Source organism: Caulobacter sp. AVps16, assembly GCF_058681455.1.
On the sequence record NZ_CM178739.1, the window covers coordinates 74,684 to 91,113 of the forward strand.

At 67.4% G+C, this 16,430-nt stretch carries 10 protein-coding genes; 7 read left to right on the forward strand and 3 right to left on the reverse strand.

Annotated elements, in window-relative coordinates:
• Window positions 1-286: 286 nt before the first annotated feature.
• A complete protein-coding gene (locus ACW17U_RS00400; protein WP_492054408.1) occupies window positions 287-3,529 on the reverse strand; it encodes an autotransporter domain-containing protein in 3,243 nt (1,080 codons plus the stop codon).
• 179 nt (window positions 3,530-3,708) lie between these two features.
• Here ACW17U_RS00400 and ACW17U_RS00405 point away from each other — a divergent pair, with 179 nt between their 5' ends.
• On the forward strand, window positions 3,709-5,142 hold the full coding sequence (locus tag ACW17U_RS00405) for a sensor histidine kinase (RefSeq protein ID WP_492054409.1): 1,434 nt from the start codon (window positions 3,709-3,711) through the stop codon (window positions 5,140-5,142).
• A 40-nt stretch (window positions 5,143-5,182) separates the two neighbouring features.
• On the opposite strand, the gene ACW17U_RS00410 is transcribed toward ACW17U_RS00405, so the two are convergent.
• Window positions 5,183-7,723 (reverse strand): TonB-dependent receptor, encoded by a 2,541-nt coding sequence (locus ACW17U_RS00410; protein WP_492054410.1) that lies wholly within the window; start codon window positions 7,721-7,723, stop codon window positions 5,183-5,185.
• Window positions 7,724-8,001: 278 nt separating this feature from the next.
• On the opposite strand from ACW17U_RS00410, the gene pstC reads away from it, so the two are divergent.
• The 5 genes from pstC to phoB are packed head-to-tail and all read left to right on the forward strand — an operon-like array spanning window position 8,002 to window position 13,037.
• Window positions 8,002-9,444 (forward strand): phosphate ABC transporter permease subunit PstC, encoded by a 1,443-nt coding sequence (pstC, locus tag ACW17U_RS00415; protein ID WP_492054411.1) that lies wholly within the window; start codon window positions 8,002-8,004, stop codon window positions 9,442-9,444.
• Window positions 9,437-10,735: a phosphate ABC transporter permease PstA gene (gene pstA, locus ACW17U_RS00420; RefSeq protein ID WP_062149858.1), complete on the forward strand. Its 1,299-nt coding sequence runs from the start codon at window positions 9,437-9,439 to the stop codon at window positions 10,733-10,735. Before pstC ends, pstA begins: the two co-directional genes overlap by 8 nt.
• Before the next feature lie 50 nt (window positions 10,736-10,785).
• A complete protein-coding gene (gene pstB, locus ACW17U_RS00425) occupies window positions 10,786-11,628 on the forward strand; it encodes a phosphate ABC transporter ATP-binding protein PstB (RefSeq protein ID WP_492054412.1) in 843 nt (280 codons plus the stop codon).
• 13 nt (window positions 11,629-11,641) lie between these two features.
• Window positions 11,642-12,331 carry a phosphate signaling complex protein PhoU gene (phoU, locus tag ACW17U_RS00430; RefSeq protein ID WP_062149852.1) on the forward strand — a complete coding sequence of 230 codons (690 nt, stop codon included), beginning with the start codon at window positions 11,642-11,644 and terminating at the stop codon, window positions 12,329-12,331.
• Between the two features lie 13 nt (window positions 12,332-12,344).
• Entirely contained in the window at window positions 12,345-13,037 is a 693-nt protein-coding gene (gene phoB / locus ACW17U_RS00435) for a phosphate regulon transcriptional regulator PhoB (RefSeq protein ID WP_062149849.1), read from the forward strand.
• A 101-nt stretch (window positions 13,038-13,138) separates the two neighbouring features.
• Here phoB and ACW17U_RS00440 read toward each other — a convergent pair whose 3' ends face one another.
• Window positions 13,139-14,008, reverse strand: a complete 870-nt coding sequence (locus ACW17U_RS00440; RefSeq protein ID WP_492054413.1) for a restriction endonuclease — start codon at window positions 14,006-14,008, stop codon at window positions 13,139-13,141.
• 983 nt (window positions 14,009-14,991) lie between these two features.
• Between ACW17U_RS00440 and purD the strand changes: the two genes are divergently transcribed.
• A complete protein-coding gene (gene purD, locus ACW17U_RS00445) occupies window positions 14,992-16,275 on the forward strand; it encodes a phosphoribosylamine--glycine ligase (protein ID WP_492054414.1) in 1,284 nt (427 codons plus the stop codon).
• Window positions 16,276-16,430 lie beyond the last annotated feature (155 nt).

Sequence of the window (16,430 nt, forward strand, 5' to 3'; positions counted from 1 at the left end):
CCGTCCTGCATGGCCTAGGAAACGGTATTATTCCTAGCTCGTGAATAGAGATTAGAGGAACCGGCCATGAGAAAATCTGCAGGCGCGATTCAGCGTCCCGGCCTGGGCCAGGAAACTTCAGCCAACACAAAGAGGTAGAGGGTTAACGACTCATTATCCGTACCGAGACAATTCGTCACAGTGCAGTTTGTTCAGGCCCAAAAACGCAAAACCTCCCGCCACGGCATCCGTGACGGGAGGTCTGAATTTGACAATCGGGCGTCCCGGCCGGAGGCCGGGCCCAGGGTTAGAACATCGCCCGTCCGGACAGGCGCAGATTGTAGCGCTTCTGCTTCTTGGTCGCTTCGGCCCCGCCCTCGAGGGCGAGGTAGGACATCGGCGTGCCGGCCTTCAGCGCGAAGCCGAGGGTCAGGGCGCCCTGCTTGTCGTCGAGCGCCGCCAGGGTGAAGGGGTTGCCGTTCTTGAAGCGGGCAACCGTGTCGCCCGTTTCGCCGGCCAGGGTCTGACGATAGCCGACCCGCACTTCAGGCCGCCACCAGACGTCCTGGCCGAAGTCGGCACCGAAGGCGATGCCGAACTCGCCCGAGAGGTTGCTGGAGGTGCGCTCCTCGACGGTCAGGTCAAAGCCCGAGCCGCCGCCGCTTTCCTTGCGCTCGCCTTCACGCAGCCAGACATAGTCCACGCGGCCTTCGGGCCGGACGAAATAGCGGCCGATCTTGTGTTCATAGGCCCCGCCGGCGAAGGCATTGAGCGTCGCGCCCGTCCAGTCCGCCGTATTGGCCAGGATCAGGTCCGCAGTACCGTCGGCATTGGCGTCGGGGGCGATGAAGCGTCGATCGCCGGTGAACCAGCCAAAGCCGCCGCCGCCGCCGGCATTCAGACGCCAGCCGCCGACCGAACGACGCCAATAGGCCCCGCCCTGCACGAAGGAGGCCGTGGTCTGCTCGCCGATCTTGGCGGCGATGTCGTGTTCCTCGACGTTCACATAGGCCAGGGTCAGGCCCAGGGCACCGCCCGCGTCGCCCATGGCCTCGTAGCCGGCGACGAAGCCGAAGGCCTGGTTGTCCGAGCCCGGCGTGTCGCTGGCGTCGCGACGGACCAGCGAGTTGATCTCCTGGATCCAAAGGCTGTCGGGGCCATAGCGCTCGCCCGGATCGGGACGGACGGCCGTGGCGGCCGAGATCATCTGGTTGGCCGACTGCAGCGAGGCGAACAGGCCTTCGCCCTGGTCGGGCAGCATCTGGTCATAGACGCCCAGGAACCCGTCCTTGCCATTCTGGGCGAGGAAGACGGTCGAGAGTTCGGAGCTGCTGCCCAGGGCGCTGAACACCGCGTCATAGGCCCCGGCCTGTGAGCGGGTCATGCCGATCTCGGCGGCCGAGCGGCGGCGCACGTCGATATAGACGTTCTTGGCGTCGGAGCGGCTGGAGGCGACGTAGAGATAGGGCGAATCGGCCAGCAGGGCCTGGCCGATCGAGCCGACCGTCAGGCTGCCGGCCGAGATCACCGTATAGGAGGTCGGCTGCTTGACCAGGCCGGTCAAACGGATGCCGAGCTCGGCGCCGCTGGCGATGGTCGCCGCGCCGGATACCTGCAGACGGGTATTGGTCCCGGCCGTCGGATCGGCGGTGAACAGGATCTTGCTGGTCGAGCCGACCGTCAGGCTGGTGGCATTGATGGTGGCGGCGTTCGAAATGCCGAGGCTGCCCTTGCCGACCGTGATCGACAGCAGGCCGTCGCTGTCGGTCAGGGCCCCCAGGACCAGCGAGTTATTGTCGATCACGAAGGTGTCGGCACCTGCGCCGAAGGCGATGTCGCCGATCACCGAGCCGTTCAGCACCCTGAAGGTGTCCGCGCCCGAGCCGAACCGGACCGCGCCCAGGATGGCCGGCTCGTCGGCATCGTCGACGCCGTCGCCGTCCGCATCGGGGTCGGCAACACCGTCTGAGAGGTCGTCACCATCGCTCAGGCCGGCCTGGATCAGGGTGACGCCGGTGGTGTTGCGGCTGACATCGATGGCCACGGCCTTGCCGGTGACGACCTCGTTGCCCGGCAGAAGGTCGGAGTCATCCGTATCGGCAGAGTCATCAGTGGCGACCACCGAGGTCGAGATCTTGCCGTTGTTCTGGATACTGGTCAGCAGGCCCGAATAGTCGATGACGCCGTAGGCGCTGCCCTTTTCGCCGCCGACCGTCGCGGTGATCGCGCCGTCATTGCGGAAGGTGGTCACGGCGGCACCGGCGTCGATAGCCACGGCGCGGGCGTCAAAGACGCCTTCCGAGACGGTGAACACCGACATCGAGCCCTGGTTCCACAGGGTCGGCGCGCGGGCTCCCGACTTGAACAGCAGACCGGTGGCATTGGCCTCATAGGCGCTGGCGGCGACGGTCGAGGACAGCTTGACGCCGCCCGCCAGGGTCGTGGCCTGGCCGGCATTGCCGCCGACCTGGATCGCCGTGGCCGAGATGCCGTCAAAGACGCCGCTGGTGCTGATCGCGCCGCGTGCGACGAGGCCATAGGCATTGTCACCGGTTCCGACTGCGCCGAGCGTCACGGTGCGGGTGTCGGAGCCGATCAGCAGGGCCGGGGCCGCGCCGAAGGCGGTCAGCGCGGCGGAGCCTTCGCTGGTGTCGACCACGCCGTCACCGTCGTCGTCGGTCTTGTTGGGGTCGGTGTCTTTCGGCGGAATGTCGAGCAGGAGCCCGCCGGCCACATTGGCCGTGACGCGCAGGGCCGAGCCGCCCTGCAGCAGGTCGTCGGCGTCCAGCTTGGCGCGATCGGCGGCCAGGGATGGACGGGTGGTGAAGCGGTATCCGGTCGCCGTGACGCCGCCCTGGACGACGAAGGCGCCGCTGACATCGCCGTCGACGGCGACGCCGACCGTGTTCTTGCCGATGACCGAGACGCCGCCATTGACGGTCACCTTGCCGGTCACCGGCGCCGCGATCTTGATGCCGGCGCTGTTGTCGCCGAGCAGGGTCACCGTGCCATTATTGGTGAAATTGCCGATCAGGGCGCTTTCGAGCGAGACGCCGGCCGAGTTGTTGCCCTCGATCGTGATGGCCCCGGCGGTCTCATTGACGATGTTGCCGGTAAAGGCCCCGGCGCCGGTCAGGCGGATGCCGAAGCGGTTGGAGCCAGTGGCGAAGGCCCCGTCGGTATCGCCGTCGGAATCGGTGTCGGTCGGCGTGTAGTCTTCGTTGAGGGTGATCGCCGCGCCGTTGCTCACCGATCCGGTCCTGCCGCCCAGCACCAGGATGCCGGTCGAATCATTGACCCCGACCGTGGCCAGGGTCCCCAGGCTGGTGACCTTGTGGTTGCTGTCGAGGGTGATCAGCGCACCGGCGGTGGTCGGCTTGATCGACCCGTCGGCGGTGACCTTCACGTCGTCGGCTGCGCCATTATTGGCGGTCGACGTCGCGATCGGCGTCGTACGGGCCGTGGTGACCGAGGTTTCAGCGTAAGCGCCAAACGCCAAAGCCAGGAGAGGAGCGGCTGCGACTGTCGCGACCAGGACCTTGCGCTGCATTACGAACAACCACCTCGGATAAGAACCCAGACCCTAACTTGCGTCACGTTGCGGCGAAATTGCGGTGAGCAACGCCATTGTCACGCATTAGAGCGGCCAACCGTCTATCGCATGGCTTGGCGGGGCGCCATATCTGCTTCGTCGAATCCCCTCCACGGCGAAAAACGAGGCGCCTGTCCATGCCGCCGGAGAACCACTCCGATCCCATCCTCACGCGGCTGCTTGGCGGTGCCGCCCTGCCGCTGACCGTCGGTCCGGCGGCGATCCTGACCCTGGCGGCGACCGGTGCCGCCCAGGTCGGGCCGGCGCTCGTGGCCGCCCTCGCCGCGGCGGCCGGCGGGCTCTATCTGAACACCCGCTACAAGGCTGCCCAGGCCCGGCTTCGCCCGGCCCCGACCCTGGCTCCGGCCCCCGACCGCAGTGGACCGCCCTACGGTGTCATTCTGGAGCACCTCCCCGATCCGTTGATGGTCATTGCCGCCGAAGAGGCCGACGACCTGACCGGGCGCCGGTTCGTCTTCGCCAATGCGGCGGCCCGCGAGCTCTTCCGGATTCAACGCGAAGGCACCCTGCTGGTGACCGCCATGCGCAATCCCCAGGTACTCGAAGCCGTGGACGAGGCCCTGTTCGGCGGCATCGAGCGGGCGGTGGAATATGAGACCGGCGGGACCCAGGGGCGGTCCTGGATCGCCTATGCCCGGCCGCTCAGCGACACGTCCCAGGTGTCGCGCCTGGCCATGCTGGTGCTGCGCGACGAAACCGATGCCCGGCGCAGCGAGCGAACCCGCGCCGACTTCCTGGCCAATGCCAGCCATGAACTGCGGACGCCCCTGGCCTCACTGTCGGGCTTCATCGAGACCCTGCGCGGCCACGCCAAGGACGATCCCGGGGCCCGCGACAAGTTCCTGGGCATCATGCTGGCCCAGGCCGAGCGGATGTCGCGACTGATCGATGACCTGATGAGCCTGTCGCGCATCGAGCTGAACGAGCATATCGCCCCGCTGGGCCGGGTCGACCTGGCCATGGCCGCGATCGACGTCATCGACGCCCTCGCTCCCCAGGCCAAGGAGAAGGCCGTCGCCTTCGATCCGGTCCTGCCGCCGCGCGGCGCGGCCGTGGTCGAGGGCGATCGCGACCAGATCATCCAGGTGATCCAGAACCTGATCGACAACGCCATCAAATATACCCCCCGCGACGGGGTGGTTCGGGTCGAGATCTTTCCTGGCCTGTCGGCGGACGCGGCAGCCTCGCCTCGCGACCCGGCGGCGGCGCGCATGTCCCTGCTCACCCCCGATCATGCCGCCGGCGAGCGCTATGCGGCCCTGCGGGTCACCGATCGCGGGCCGGGCCTGGCTCGCGAGCACCTGCCGCGTCTGACCGAACGCTTCTACCGGGTCGAGGGCCAGAAGAGCGGCGATCGCTCCGGCACCGGCCTGGGTCTGGCGATCGTCAAGCACATCATGAACCGCCACCGGGGCGGGCTGACGGTCGAAAGCGTCCAGGGCGAGGGGGCGACCTTCGCCTTCTATATCCCGATGTCCAAGTCCGGAGCCCTTGCCGGGCCGGGGCCCGGTGTCGAGGCGGCGGTCGCCGAGGCCGAGGCCGAGGCCTGACGCCCGCTTCGCGGATTTGACCGGGAGGCGGGCACCGGCATCAGAACAGCTTGCGCATCGACACGCGGATCACCCGTCCCCGCGGATCCAGATAGTCTTCCTGATAGGTGATCGGCGTCGTCCCGTCCGGCGCGCGGACCTTCTGCCGGGCATCGAACAGGTTGTCGACGCCGCCGCTGATCCGCGCGCCCCGGAAGAACGGTTTGCCGCGCAGGGCCGGCTGGGCCCCCAGGTCGGCGAACAGGCGCAGATTCACGGTGGTCAGGCCGGAAAAGGACAGGTCCTGGGAGCCGAGTGCGCCGGAGCCGCGAACGACCGTCCCTTCCTGCCAGCGGGCATTGAGGTTGGCGCCGAGCCCGCTGCGCGACAGATTGGCCTGCAGGTCGAGCTGGTTCTTGGGTGTGCCGCCGCTGGACCCCAGGGCCGCCCCGTCCAGCAGGTCGAGCCGGGCCAGACCACGCCGGATGACGATCTCATCGGTGAACTTGACGGTGTGATAGAGGCCGATCTGGAAGGTCCCGGCCCCCGGAGGTCCGCCGCCGCCAAAGCCGCGACCGCCCCCAAAGCCGCCACCCGGCCCGCCGGGTCCGCCGCCGGGATTGCCGAAGCTGCGATCCGCGCTTTCGCGTCGCGCCTCGGTCGCCGACCCCTGGGACGGAGCCCCGTCCTGCCCGGCCAGGCGCAGCGCCTGTTCCGCGCCCATGCCGGCTGGAGCCCCCTGGCCGCCTTGCCGCGGGGTGGCCGCGCCGCCCTGGCTTGAGGGCTGTCCCTGACCTTGGCCCTGGCCTTGCCGGAACTGCCCCGGCTGCGGCTGGGGTCCGAAGGCCTTGCGGAAGGTAAAGCCGGTCCGCAGTTCGGTGGTCTGGCGGCGGTCGAAATTGATCGGCCGGGCATCGATCTGCAGCAGCCGACCCGCCGCGTCGCGCACGAAGCGTTCCGGAAAGGCCGCCTCGATCTGGCTGGTGCCGGTCGGGAAGCCGGCGATCAGGTCATCGGTCCGGGTATTGGTATAGTCGGTCGTCAGGGTCAGGTTGGTCTTGCTGAACGGCTTGAGGCTCAGGCCCAGCTTGATGACCCGGCCTTCTTCCTCGCGCAGGGCCCGGTTGCCACCGCTGAGCCGTGAGATCACCGCGCTCTCGCCCCGCCGGAAATCATAGACCTGCACGCCGGGGGTCAGCTGCTCGGGATCGCCGATCTGGCCGAGGCTGGGCGCGCCCTGGTCACGGGTCACCGAAGCGATCACCCGAAACGCCTCGACGGGCGACCAGTTGGCCCCGTAGCCGACGGTGGTCAGGGTGCCGAAGTCCGACAGGCGGTCGGCCGCAAGGTTGAGGTTCAGCGACAGATTGCCCAGACCCGCCAGCACATCATTGCGGACGCTGGTCAGGGGCAGGTCGAGATTGAGCTTGGCGCTGCCGGTATCACGCGACAGGTCCCCCGACCGCGCCACCCCGGCCCGCAGGGAGTCGCTTTCCAGATGCACGGTCTCGATTTCGCCGCTGACCGTCGAGGTCACCGCACCGGCCGGAAGCCGCAGCAGGGTGCCGCTGAAGTCGGCCTTCAGGTCGGCCGTGGTCGAGATCGAATTGGACTGATCGCGATAGGCAAGGCCGGCGATCAGCCGCTCGGTGCTGCTGTCACTCTTGGCCCGCTCGGCATTGCCGGTCACGCTCCAGCGCCAGCCGGCGATCGCCCCGATCAGCCCGCCGCCCAGATGTCCGGTCTGGGTTTCCGACTGCCGGCGGAGTGGGCCGGAGGTCAGAAGGTTGCGGCCCAGCCAGCTGGTGCTGTCACTGCCCTCGATACTGGCATTGAGCGTGCCCGACACCCCGTCCCGGACCGGTCGCGACAGCACGGTGTTCAGGGCCCAGCTGGCCTGGTCGGGGATCAGGCTGCGGAAGGCGGCATCCGAACGCGGCTGGGCGATGGGACGTTCGCTTTCATAAAGTGCGTTCTGGTCGGTGACCCGGGCATCGATCAGGAAGCGGTTGTCACGCTGGATGCTGAACTGGTTGAGGCGCAGCTCGACCCGGTCACCGCCGCCGGTCTGGGTCGGCAGCCGGGCCCCGGCCTCGACGGTCCGGGCCTGGAAGCGGCGGCGCAGCACCAGGTTGATGACCTTCTGGTCGGCGCGATAGCCATATTTCAGCGCGACCTCCTCGGGCAGGATGTCGACCCGGGCGATGGCCTCCGAAGGAATGTCGCGCACCTCGGCGAAGCTGGAAATGCGGCCGCCATTGACCAGGATCACCGGCCGCCCGCCGGCTTCGCCGCCGCGCGCCGAAGAGGTCTGGGGCTCCAGGGCCGCGATCAGCTCGGACACGGTGGAGACGCCATAGGCGCGGATGTCGCGCGGCGACAGCTGCAGTTCTGGCGGGATGTCGCCGATCACCGCGCCGGGCTGCTGGCGCGAGGCCGTGACCGTCAGGGCGTCGACCTCATAGCTGTCGTCCTCGACGGCGGCCCTGCTCTGGGCGAGCGCCGGCGCGGCCAGCAGGGTCAGACAGGTCCCCAGCATCAGGGCGTGCCGCAGCCGGCGTGCCGCTGTGTCATCGGTCGGGGTCGTCGCGGGCAGGGTCAAGTCAGGTCTCCAGTCGGTCCCGGGGCAGGCTTGCGGCGGCAGGTCGGGGCCTGCGGCGGAACGGACATGGCGTGGCTTCGTTGCGTTGCGATTTCAAGACAACGGCGAACTATTTCAGCCGTGCCATGACAATCAGGTGCCCGAAGCCCGGGCGTTGTCGTCAAACTGTCATCTAACCGTCGCATAAGCACAGCGCCTGGCGGGCATAGCTCCCACCGGGCGGGACGACGCGTTGGGCGACGTCATCGCAACCCCTCGCGCAAGACCCCGCCGCACGCATGCTGACCTGGCTCTCGCTCCTGTTTCTGGCGCTGTTCTCCGGCGCCGCCTACGTGCTCGGTCAACGCCGGGCCGTGAAGGCGTCCGGTGGCGCCAAGCGCGTCCTTCATTCGCTTCCGGGCTATTACGGGGCCTATGCCGCCCTGTGGGCCGGCGTGCCGGCAGCCCTGCTGCTGCTGCTGGGAGTGAGCTTCGGCGATCGCGTCGAGGACGCCATGCTGGAGGCGCAGCGCCCGGCGGTCGTTCAGGCCCTGGATATCGACCGCCAGAACGTCTTCTTCAGTGACGCCCAGGCCATTGCCCAGGGCATTGCGCCCAGCGAAATCACCTATGAGGGCGAGCTGAAAGCCGCGCTCGACGTCAAGGTGGCCGAGGCCCGCCGCATCGACGCCCTGATCCAGTACAGCGTTCTGGGCCTGGCCGGCGTGCTCGCCCTGGCCGGCTTCCTTCTGGCCTTCCCGCGTCTTTCGGCCGACTTCCGGGCCCGTAACCGGGTCGAGGGCTGGGTCGGCGGTCTGTTGATGGCCTGTTCGATCGCCGCCGTCCTGACGACGCTCGGCATTGTTCTGTCCCTGATCTGGGAAAGCTGGCGCTTCTTCCAGAGCGTCTCGCCCATGGCCTTCCTGTTCGGCACCGAATGGAGCCCGCAGATCGCCATGCGCGCCGACCAGGTGGCCGCTGAAGGCGCTTTCGGGGCCGTGCCGCTGTTCGCCGGCACCTTCCTGATCATGATGATCTCCATGGCCGTGGCGGCTCCGGTCGGTCTCTACTCGGCCATCTACCTGTCGGAATATGCCAGCCGCCCCGTGCGCGCGACGATCAAGCCGCTGCTTGAAGTCCTGGCCGGCGTGCCGACCGTGGTCTACGGCTTCTTCGCCGCCCTGACCGTGGGTCCGCTGTTCCGGGCCGGCTTCAATGCCATCGGGGCCATGCTGATCGGCGGTCCGCTGGACGGAACCGGCCAGTACCTGATGGAGGTCCAGAACCAGATGGCCCTGGTGGCCGGTGTGGTCATGGGCATCATGCTGATCCCCTTCGTCTCGTCCCTGTCGGACGACATCATCAATGCCGTGCCCCAGGCCCTGCGCGATGGCAGCTATGCCATGGGCGCGACCAAGTCCGAGACGGTCAAGAAGGTGGTCCTGCCCGCCGCCCTGCCGGGCATCATGGCCGCCATGCTGCTGGCCGTGTCCCGCGCCGTCGGCGAGACCATGATCGTGACCATGGCGGCCGGCCTGCAGGCCAAGCTCACCGCCAACCCGCTCGACACCGTCACCACCGTCACCGTGCAGATCGTGACCCTGCTGACCGGCGACCAGGAGTTCGACAGCCCCAAGACCCTTTCGGCCTTCGGCCTGGGCCTGACCCTGTTCGTCGTCACCCTGGGCCTCAACATCATCGCCCTGCGCATCGTCCAGAAGTATCGGGAACAGTATGACTGACGTCGCCACCCCCGTCGGTTCCACCGCTCGCCCTGCGCTGACCGCCATGGAAGCCCGCCTGAAGAAGCGCCACAAGGCCGAGGTCTGGTTCAAGGCCCAGGGTCTGATGGCCATCACCGTGGCCATGATCTTCCTGGTCGTGCTCGTGGGCCGGATCGTCCACCAGGGCTACACCACCTTCGAGACCCACACCCTGAGCATTCCGGTCTATCTGAATCCGGACCGCATCGACGTGTCCGATCTCGAGGGCGTCAACTATGACTATATCGTCGCCGAGGCGACGATGAAGAAGCTGGGCGTCCAGGACGACGACCTGGGTCTCGTCTCGGGCAAGGTCATGGACCTGATCTCGCGGGACTTCGGCTTCCAGCTGCTGAACCAGCTCAAGGCCGACAAGTCGCTGATCGGCAAGACCGTGACGGTCACCGGTCCGTTCAAGGCCGACGCCGACCTCTATTTCAAGGGCCAGATCAAGCGCTCGACCGCCGAGGAAGACCGCAAGCTCGACAACCAGCAGCTCGACTGGCTGGAGCAGCTGCGCAAGGACGGTTCGGTCAAGGCCGGCTTCAACTTCGCCTTCTTCACCAATTCCGACTCCACCGAGCCTGAACAGGCCGGCGTCCTGGGGGCCGTGGTCGGCTCGGCCATGATGCTGCTGATCACCGCCCTGATCGCGGTGCCGGCCGGGGTGATGGCCGCCGTCTATCTGGAAGAGTTCGCCCCGAAGAACCGCTGGACCGACATCATCGAGGTCAACATCAACAACCTCGCCGCCGTGCCGTCGATCGTCTACGGCCTGCTGGGTCTGGCCCTGTTCATCAACTGGCTGCAGGTACCGCGCTCGTCGCCCCTGGTCGGCGGTCTGGTCCTGGCCCTGATGGCCCTGCCGACCGTGATCATCGCCACCCGCTCGGCCCTCAAGGCCGTGCCGCCCTCGATCCGCGAAGCGGCCCTCGGCGTCGGCGCCTCCAAGACCCAGACGGTGTTCCACCACGTCCTGCCCCTGGCCATGCCGGGTGTGATGACCGGCGCCATCCTGTCGCTCGCCCACGCCCTGGGCGAAACGGCCCCGCTGCTGATGATCGGCATGGTCTCGTTCGTGCCCGGCGTGCCCGAGGGCTTCACCGGTGCCGCCACCGTCCTGCCCGTGCAGGTGTTCATCTGGGAGAACGCCTCCGAGCGCGCCTTCCACGAACGCACTGCCGGCGCCATCATCGTCCTCCTGGTCTTCATGATCGTCATGAATGCTGCGGCCGTCATCCTGCGCCGCCGCTTCGAGCGCCGCTGGTAGACCTGATGATCCTGAACCCTTCCGCCCTTCCCCTCGTCCAGGGACACGCCATGACCACCGCCAGCCCCGACGATTCCGTCTCCGCGCCCGTCATCAAGACGGCCTCGACGCAGACCTATGCCCCGGCCTCGACCAACGAGATCAAGATCCGCGCCAAGGACGTCAACGTCTTCTACGGCGACAAGCAGGCCCTGTTCGACGTCAATATCGACATCCCGGGCAAGTCGGTCACCGCCTTCATCGGCCCGTCGGGCTGCGGCAAGTCGACCTTCCTGCGCTGCATCAACCGCATGAACGACACGATCCCCACCGCCAAGGTGAGCGGCGCGATCGAGATCGACGGCAATGACGTCAATCTCAAGAGCGTCGATCCGGTGATCCTGCGCTCGCGGGTCGGCATGGTCTTCCAGAAGCCCAACCCCTTCCCGAAGACCATCTTCGAGAACGTCGCCTACGGCCCGCGCATCCATGGCCTGGCCACAGGCAAGGCCGAGCTGGAAGCCATCGTCGAGAGCAGCCTGAAGAAGGCCGGCCTGTGGAACGAGGTCGCCGACCGCCTGCACCAGCCCGGCACCGGCCTGTCCGGCGGCCAGCAGCAGCGCCTGGTCATCGCCCGCGCCATCGCGGTCGGTCCTGAAGTGATCCTGATGGACGAGCCCTGCTCGGCCCTCGACCCGATCGCCACGGCCCGCATCGAGGAACTGATCGACGAGCTGCGCAACCAGTTCTGCATCGTCATCGTCACCCACTCGATGGCCCAGGCCGCCCGCGTGTCGCAGAAGACCGCCTTCTTCCACCTGGGCAAGCTGGTCGAGAGCGGTTCGACCGAGGACATGTTCACCAATCCTCGTGACAGCCGCACCCAAGACTACATCACCGGCCGCTTCGGCTAGGACCCCGCAACAGATGACCGAACATACCGTCAAGTCGTATGGCGACGAACTGAGCCACCTGACCGCCGAAGTCGCCCGCATGGGTGGCCTTGCCGAGGCCCAGGTCGCCGACGCCGTGGAATGCATCGCCCGCCGCGACGCGCCCCTGGCCCAACAGGTGGTGTCGCGCGACGAGCGTCTCGACGCCCTGCAGGGCGAGATCGAGCGCAAGGCGTTCAGGCTGATCGCCCTGCGTCAGCCGATGGCCGTGGACCTGCGCCATGCCGTCGCCGCCCTGAAGATCTCGATGAGCCTCGAGCGCTGCGGCGACATGGCCAAGAACATCGGCAAGCGCGCCCTGATCCTCACCGACGCCGAGCCCATGACCGCCCTGACCCGCTCGATCGAGCGCATGGGCAAGCTGGTCCAGGGCCGCCTGAAGGATGTTCTGGACGCCTATTCGGCCTCGGATCTCGACCGCGCCATCACCGTGTGGGCCCGCGACGAGGATGTCGACGAGCACTACAATGCGATCTTCCGTGAACTGCTGACCTACATGATGGGCGACCCGCGCACGATCAATGCCTGCGCCCATCTGCTGTTCGTCGCCAAGAACCTCGAGCGCATTGGCGACCACGCCACCAACATCGCCGAGATCATCCATTTCGAGATTACGGGCGAGGAGATCGTCTCCAAGCGCCCCAAGCTCGATACGCCGCGCTAGAGGACAGACGCCCGTGACGCCTTACGTGCTTGTGGTCGAGGACGAGGACGCCCTGGCCACCCTCCTGCACTACAATCTCGACAAGGAAGGCTACCAGATCGGCCTCGCCGGCGACGGCGAGGAGGCCCTGACCATGGCCAGCGAACGCGCGCCCGACCTGGTGATCCTCGACTGGATGCTGCCCAAGGTCTCGGGCATCGAGGTCTGCCGCCGCCTGCGCGGCCGGGCCGAGACCCGCAATGTGCCGATCATCATGCTGACCGCCCGCGGCGAAGAGAGCGACCGCATCCGCGGCCTCGACACCGGCGCCGACGACTATGTGGTCAAGCCGTTCTCGATGGTCGAACTGACCGCCCGGGTCCGCGCCGTGCTGCGCCGGATCCGTCCGGGTCTGGCCGATGACCGCATCACGGTCGGCGACATCATCATCGACCGCGTCGCCCACCGGGTGAAGCGCCAGGGCAAGGAAATCCACCTCGGCCCCACCGAGTTCCGCCTGCTCGACTATCTGATGCAGCACCCCGGCCGGGTGTTCAGCCGCGAACAGCTGCTGGACGCGGTCTGGGGCTCGGACGTCTATGTCGAGGCCCGCACCGTCGACGTCCACATCGGCCGCCTGCGCAAGGCGCTCAATGGTTCGGCCGACGGCGATCCGATCCGGACCGTGCGTTCGGCGGGGTATTCGCTGGACGTCGAGGCGGCTTAGGGGAGAGTTTCTCTCCCCCCTAGAGAGAACGCGGCCACGGCAAAAGCCGTGGTCGGATGAGGGCTGACGCGCGGCACCACCTCGCGACGCCCGCGCCAAGTCTAGAACAGGTCCCGCAGTCGAATGAACGGAGATCCCGTTTCTACGGCGCGGCGTGCCTTCCGATCTATGACGTGATCAAACGGTATGGCGCGGTCGAGCATCTCATACAGGTCGAGCCCGTCTATGCAGATGGTGCGCTTTCCCCGACCGAAAGCCGCGAGGCCTTCGTCCGTAAAGCTGCTGTAGCTCACAAAGAGGCCGCGAGCCCATGCTGCCTTCTGCATGAGCTTGCCCTCAAAAATGTGGAGATCGGCCACTCCGATTGGGGCGTGCTGCCATTTGGCCTCCAGCAGATAGGTGTTGTCTCCCATCATGAAGCTGCCGTCGATCTGCTCGCCTCTATTCCGAAATGGCTCTCGAGGCTTGAGGCCGTAAGTCTCGAATAACTTCTGCAGGAATCGTTCAAAGGCGTACCCGCGCGGCTGGGGTGCGAGAGGCGAGAGGGCCATTAGCTCGCCCTTCAAGGCCCCGACGCGCGCCAAATCGAAGGCGATCCTCGGCGATTCCTGTGGCGTCGCCACTGCCGGGCTTCCGCCCACACGGTTCAAGACTGCCAGATACCGTGCTTCGGCGTTGGGTACCGGGTCCTCGCGGCCACTCCGCAACAGGAAGTCTTTCCGATGCTCCCAGAGTGCCTCGAGCGTCTTGAGCGCGACCGAATCTTCAACGAGTTGAAGAAAGCGCCGAAGTCGCTTGCCCTTCGAAGTGCCTGTGTCAGCGTAGCGGGGGTCATCGATATCAACGTCGAGTTCAGTTGCGAAAAACTCCGCAAATGTACTGTTGTTGAAAGTTAGGACGTACCCACCCCCTTGGATGAAATCCACGAGGTCACTGACAACGTTCAAATCCAAGGTGCGTAGGCTGCTCATTTCGAAAGGCTAGCCTTTTGCCGATAACGCGGTCTACCAATTCATTGTGTGGTAGCCACCGACGCCCCCGCGCCGCGCCAAGCCTTGCATCTCTTGGAGGCTGCAGCGTGCCGGTCTGTCCAGGTCAGTCAAGGACTGGCCTGCGGCCAGCCGCGCGGCGGCGGCGCGGAGCGCCGTCCTTGAGTGACCTGGTCAGACCGGCGATCGTCTCGCCGTGAGATGCAAGGATGGCTCCCTCCGGCGCGGAGGTGAGCTTGCGCCTCTCCACTACAGCATCGTCATTCCCGCCCTTGTGGCGGGAACCCCTCGGTCCGCCGCAGGTGCGGGAGGGGCGAAGGGCGCGCGCCCTTCGCTGGCGCTTCACGGGTCGGCTGAACCAGGGGTTCCCGCCACAAGGGCGGGAATGACGGTTGCGTTTTTGGGGGGCCTCTATCCCCGTTCCGTCACGGGGATAACCCCACTCCCAGCCCAGCAAATTCAACGCCTCAACCCCCGCACCCGGCGTCACGATCCAAAATCGACGCCGCCCCCACCAAAACACCCCCATACTTCTCCTCGCCCCGTCGCAGGGGAGGGCGCGAAGCTGGCGACCGACACGCGCGACGGGGGCGGTTGTACGGGTACAAGAGGACAGGGGACGTAAACCTGTCCATCGGAGGAAGGCCAAGCCTCCGCCCGTCCGAAGGTCCGCTCCGGGTGCCTCCGGAATCGGCGTGGCTGCAGCCCAAGGCTCAAGTCCGTCGCGAGGAGGGCAAGATCCGGGTGGGGCAAAAGGCTGAACAGGCCTGCGCGCCCCGGCCAGAGGGATAACGACCGCGCGGAGCGCTCCGGCCACGGCCGAAACGGTACTCCCCTCAATCCCCTCCGGGCCTGGCCCGGACGCTCCGCCGCCTCCCCACACTCGCCGGTCAGGCCGGCGAGACGGCGAACCCGTGCGCGGGGCGCCTTGACCCCGACCGCCTCTGGAGCCACACCCCGGCCTCATGGAAAAGCTGAACATCCTCCTCGTCGGGTCCGGCGGGCGCGAGCACGCCCTGGCCTGGAAGATCGCCCAGTCGCCGCTGTGCGGACGGCTTGTCGCCGCGCCGGGCAATCCGGGCATGGCCGCCGTCGCCGAGCTGCGCGCGGTCAAGGTCACCGATGTCGAGGGCCTGGTCGCCCTGGCCCAGGAGATCGCCGCCGATCTGGTGGTGGTCGGCCCGGAATCGGCGCTGGAGGTCGGCCTCGCCGACCGCTTGGCAGAAATCGGCATCCCCTGTTTCGGCGGCAGCCAGAGGGCCGCACGGCTGGAGACCTCAAAGGCCTTCACCAAGGACTTCTGCGCCCGCCACGACCTGCCGACCGCCGCCTATGGCGTGTTCACCGACGCGCCTGCGGCCGGGGCCTTCCTCGACACCCTGCAGGCCCCCTTCGTGATCAAGGCCGACGGCCTGGCCGCCGGCAAGGGCGTGGTCATCGCCCAGACCCGGGCCGAGGCGGACGCCGCCGTGCTCGACATGCTGGGCGGGCGGTTCGGCACCGCCGGGGCGCGGGTGGTGATCGAGGAGTTCATGCAGGGCGAAGAAGCCTCGCTGTTTGCCCTCTGCGACGGCAAGACGGCCCTGCTGTTCGGTGCCGCCCAGGATCACAAGCGCGCCTATGACGGCGATGAAGGCCCCAATACCGGCGGCATGGGCACCTATTCGCCGCCGCCGGTGCTGACCGACGCCCTGGTGCGCCAGGCCTGGAACGAACTGATCCTGCCCACGGTCAGGGGCATGGCCGCCGAGGGCAATCCCTATGTCGGCGTACTCTATGCCGGCCTGATGCTGACGCCTGAGGGGCCCAAGCTGGTCGAATACAATGCCCGCTTCGGCGATCCCGAATGCCAGACCCTGATGCTGCGCCTGGAGAGCGACCTGGTGCCGATCCTGCTGGCCGCCGCAAAGGGCGAACTGGCCGGCGCGGCCAAGCCGGTGTGGCGCGACGAGGCGGCGATCTGCGTGGTGCTGGCCGCCGAGGGCTATCCCGATGCCCCGAGGACCGGCGGTGTGATCACCGGGGCCGAGGCCGAATTCGGCGACCGGGCGGTAATCTTCCACGCCGGCACGGCCCGCGACGCCGACGGGCAGCTGGTGGCGTCCGGTGGCCGGGTGCTCAATGTCTGCGCCCTGGGGGCGACCCTGATTGAGGCGCGCGAGGCGGCCTATGCGGCGCTGGAGACCATCAACCTGCCGGGCGGCTTCTATCGCCGCGATATCGGCTGGCGAGCGCTGGGGCAGGGCTAGTCCGATCACTCGCCCCCACCTGACCGCTTCGCGGTCGTCCGCCCCCGTAGGGGGCGGATGAGATCATCTTCCCCCTCCGGGGGAAGACGGTCGCGAAGCGACCCGTAGGGGGCAAGTGGCTTGCGCCCCGCGTCCCACCCTCTAAACTCCCGTTC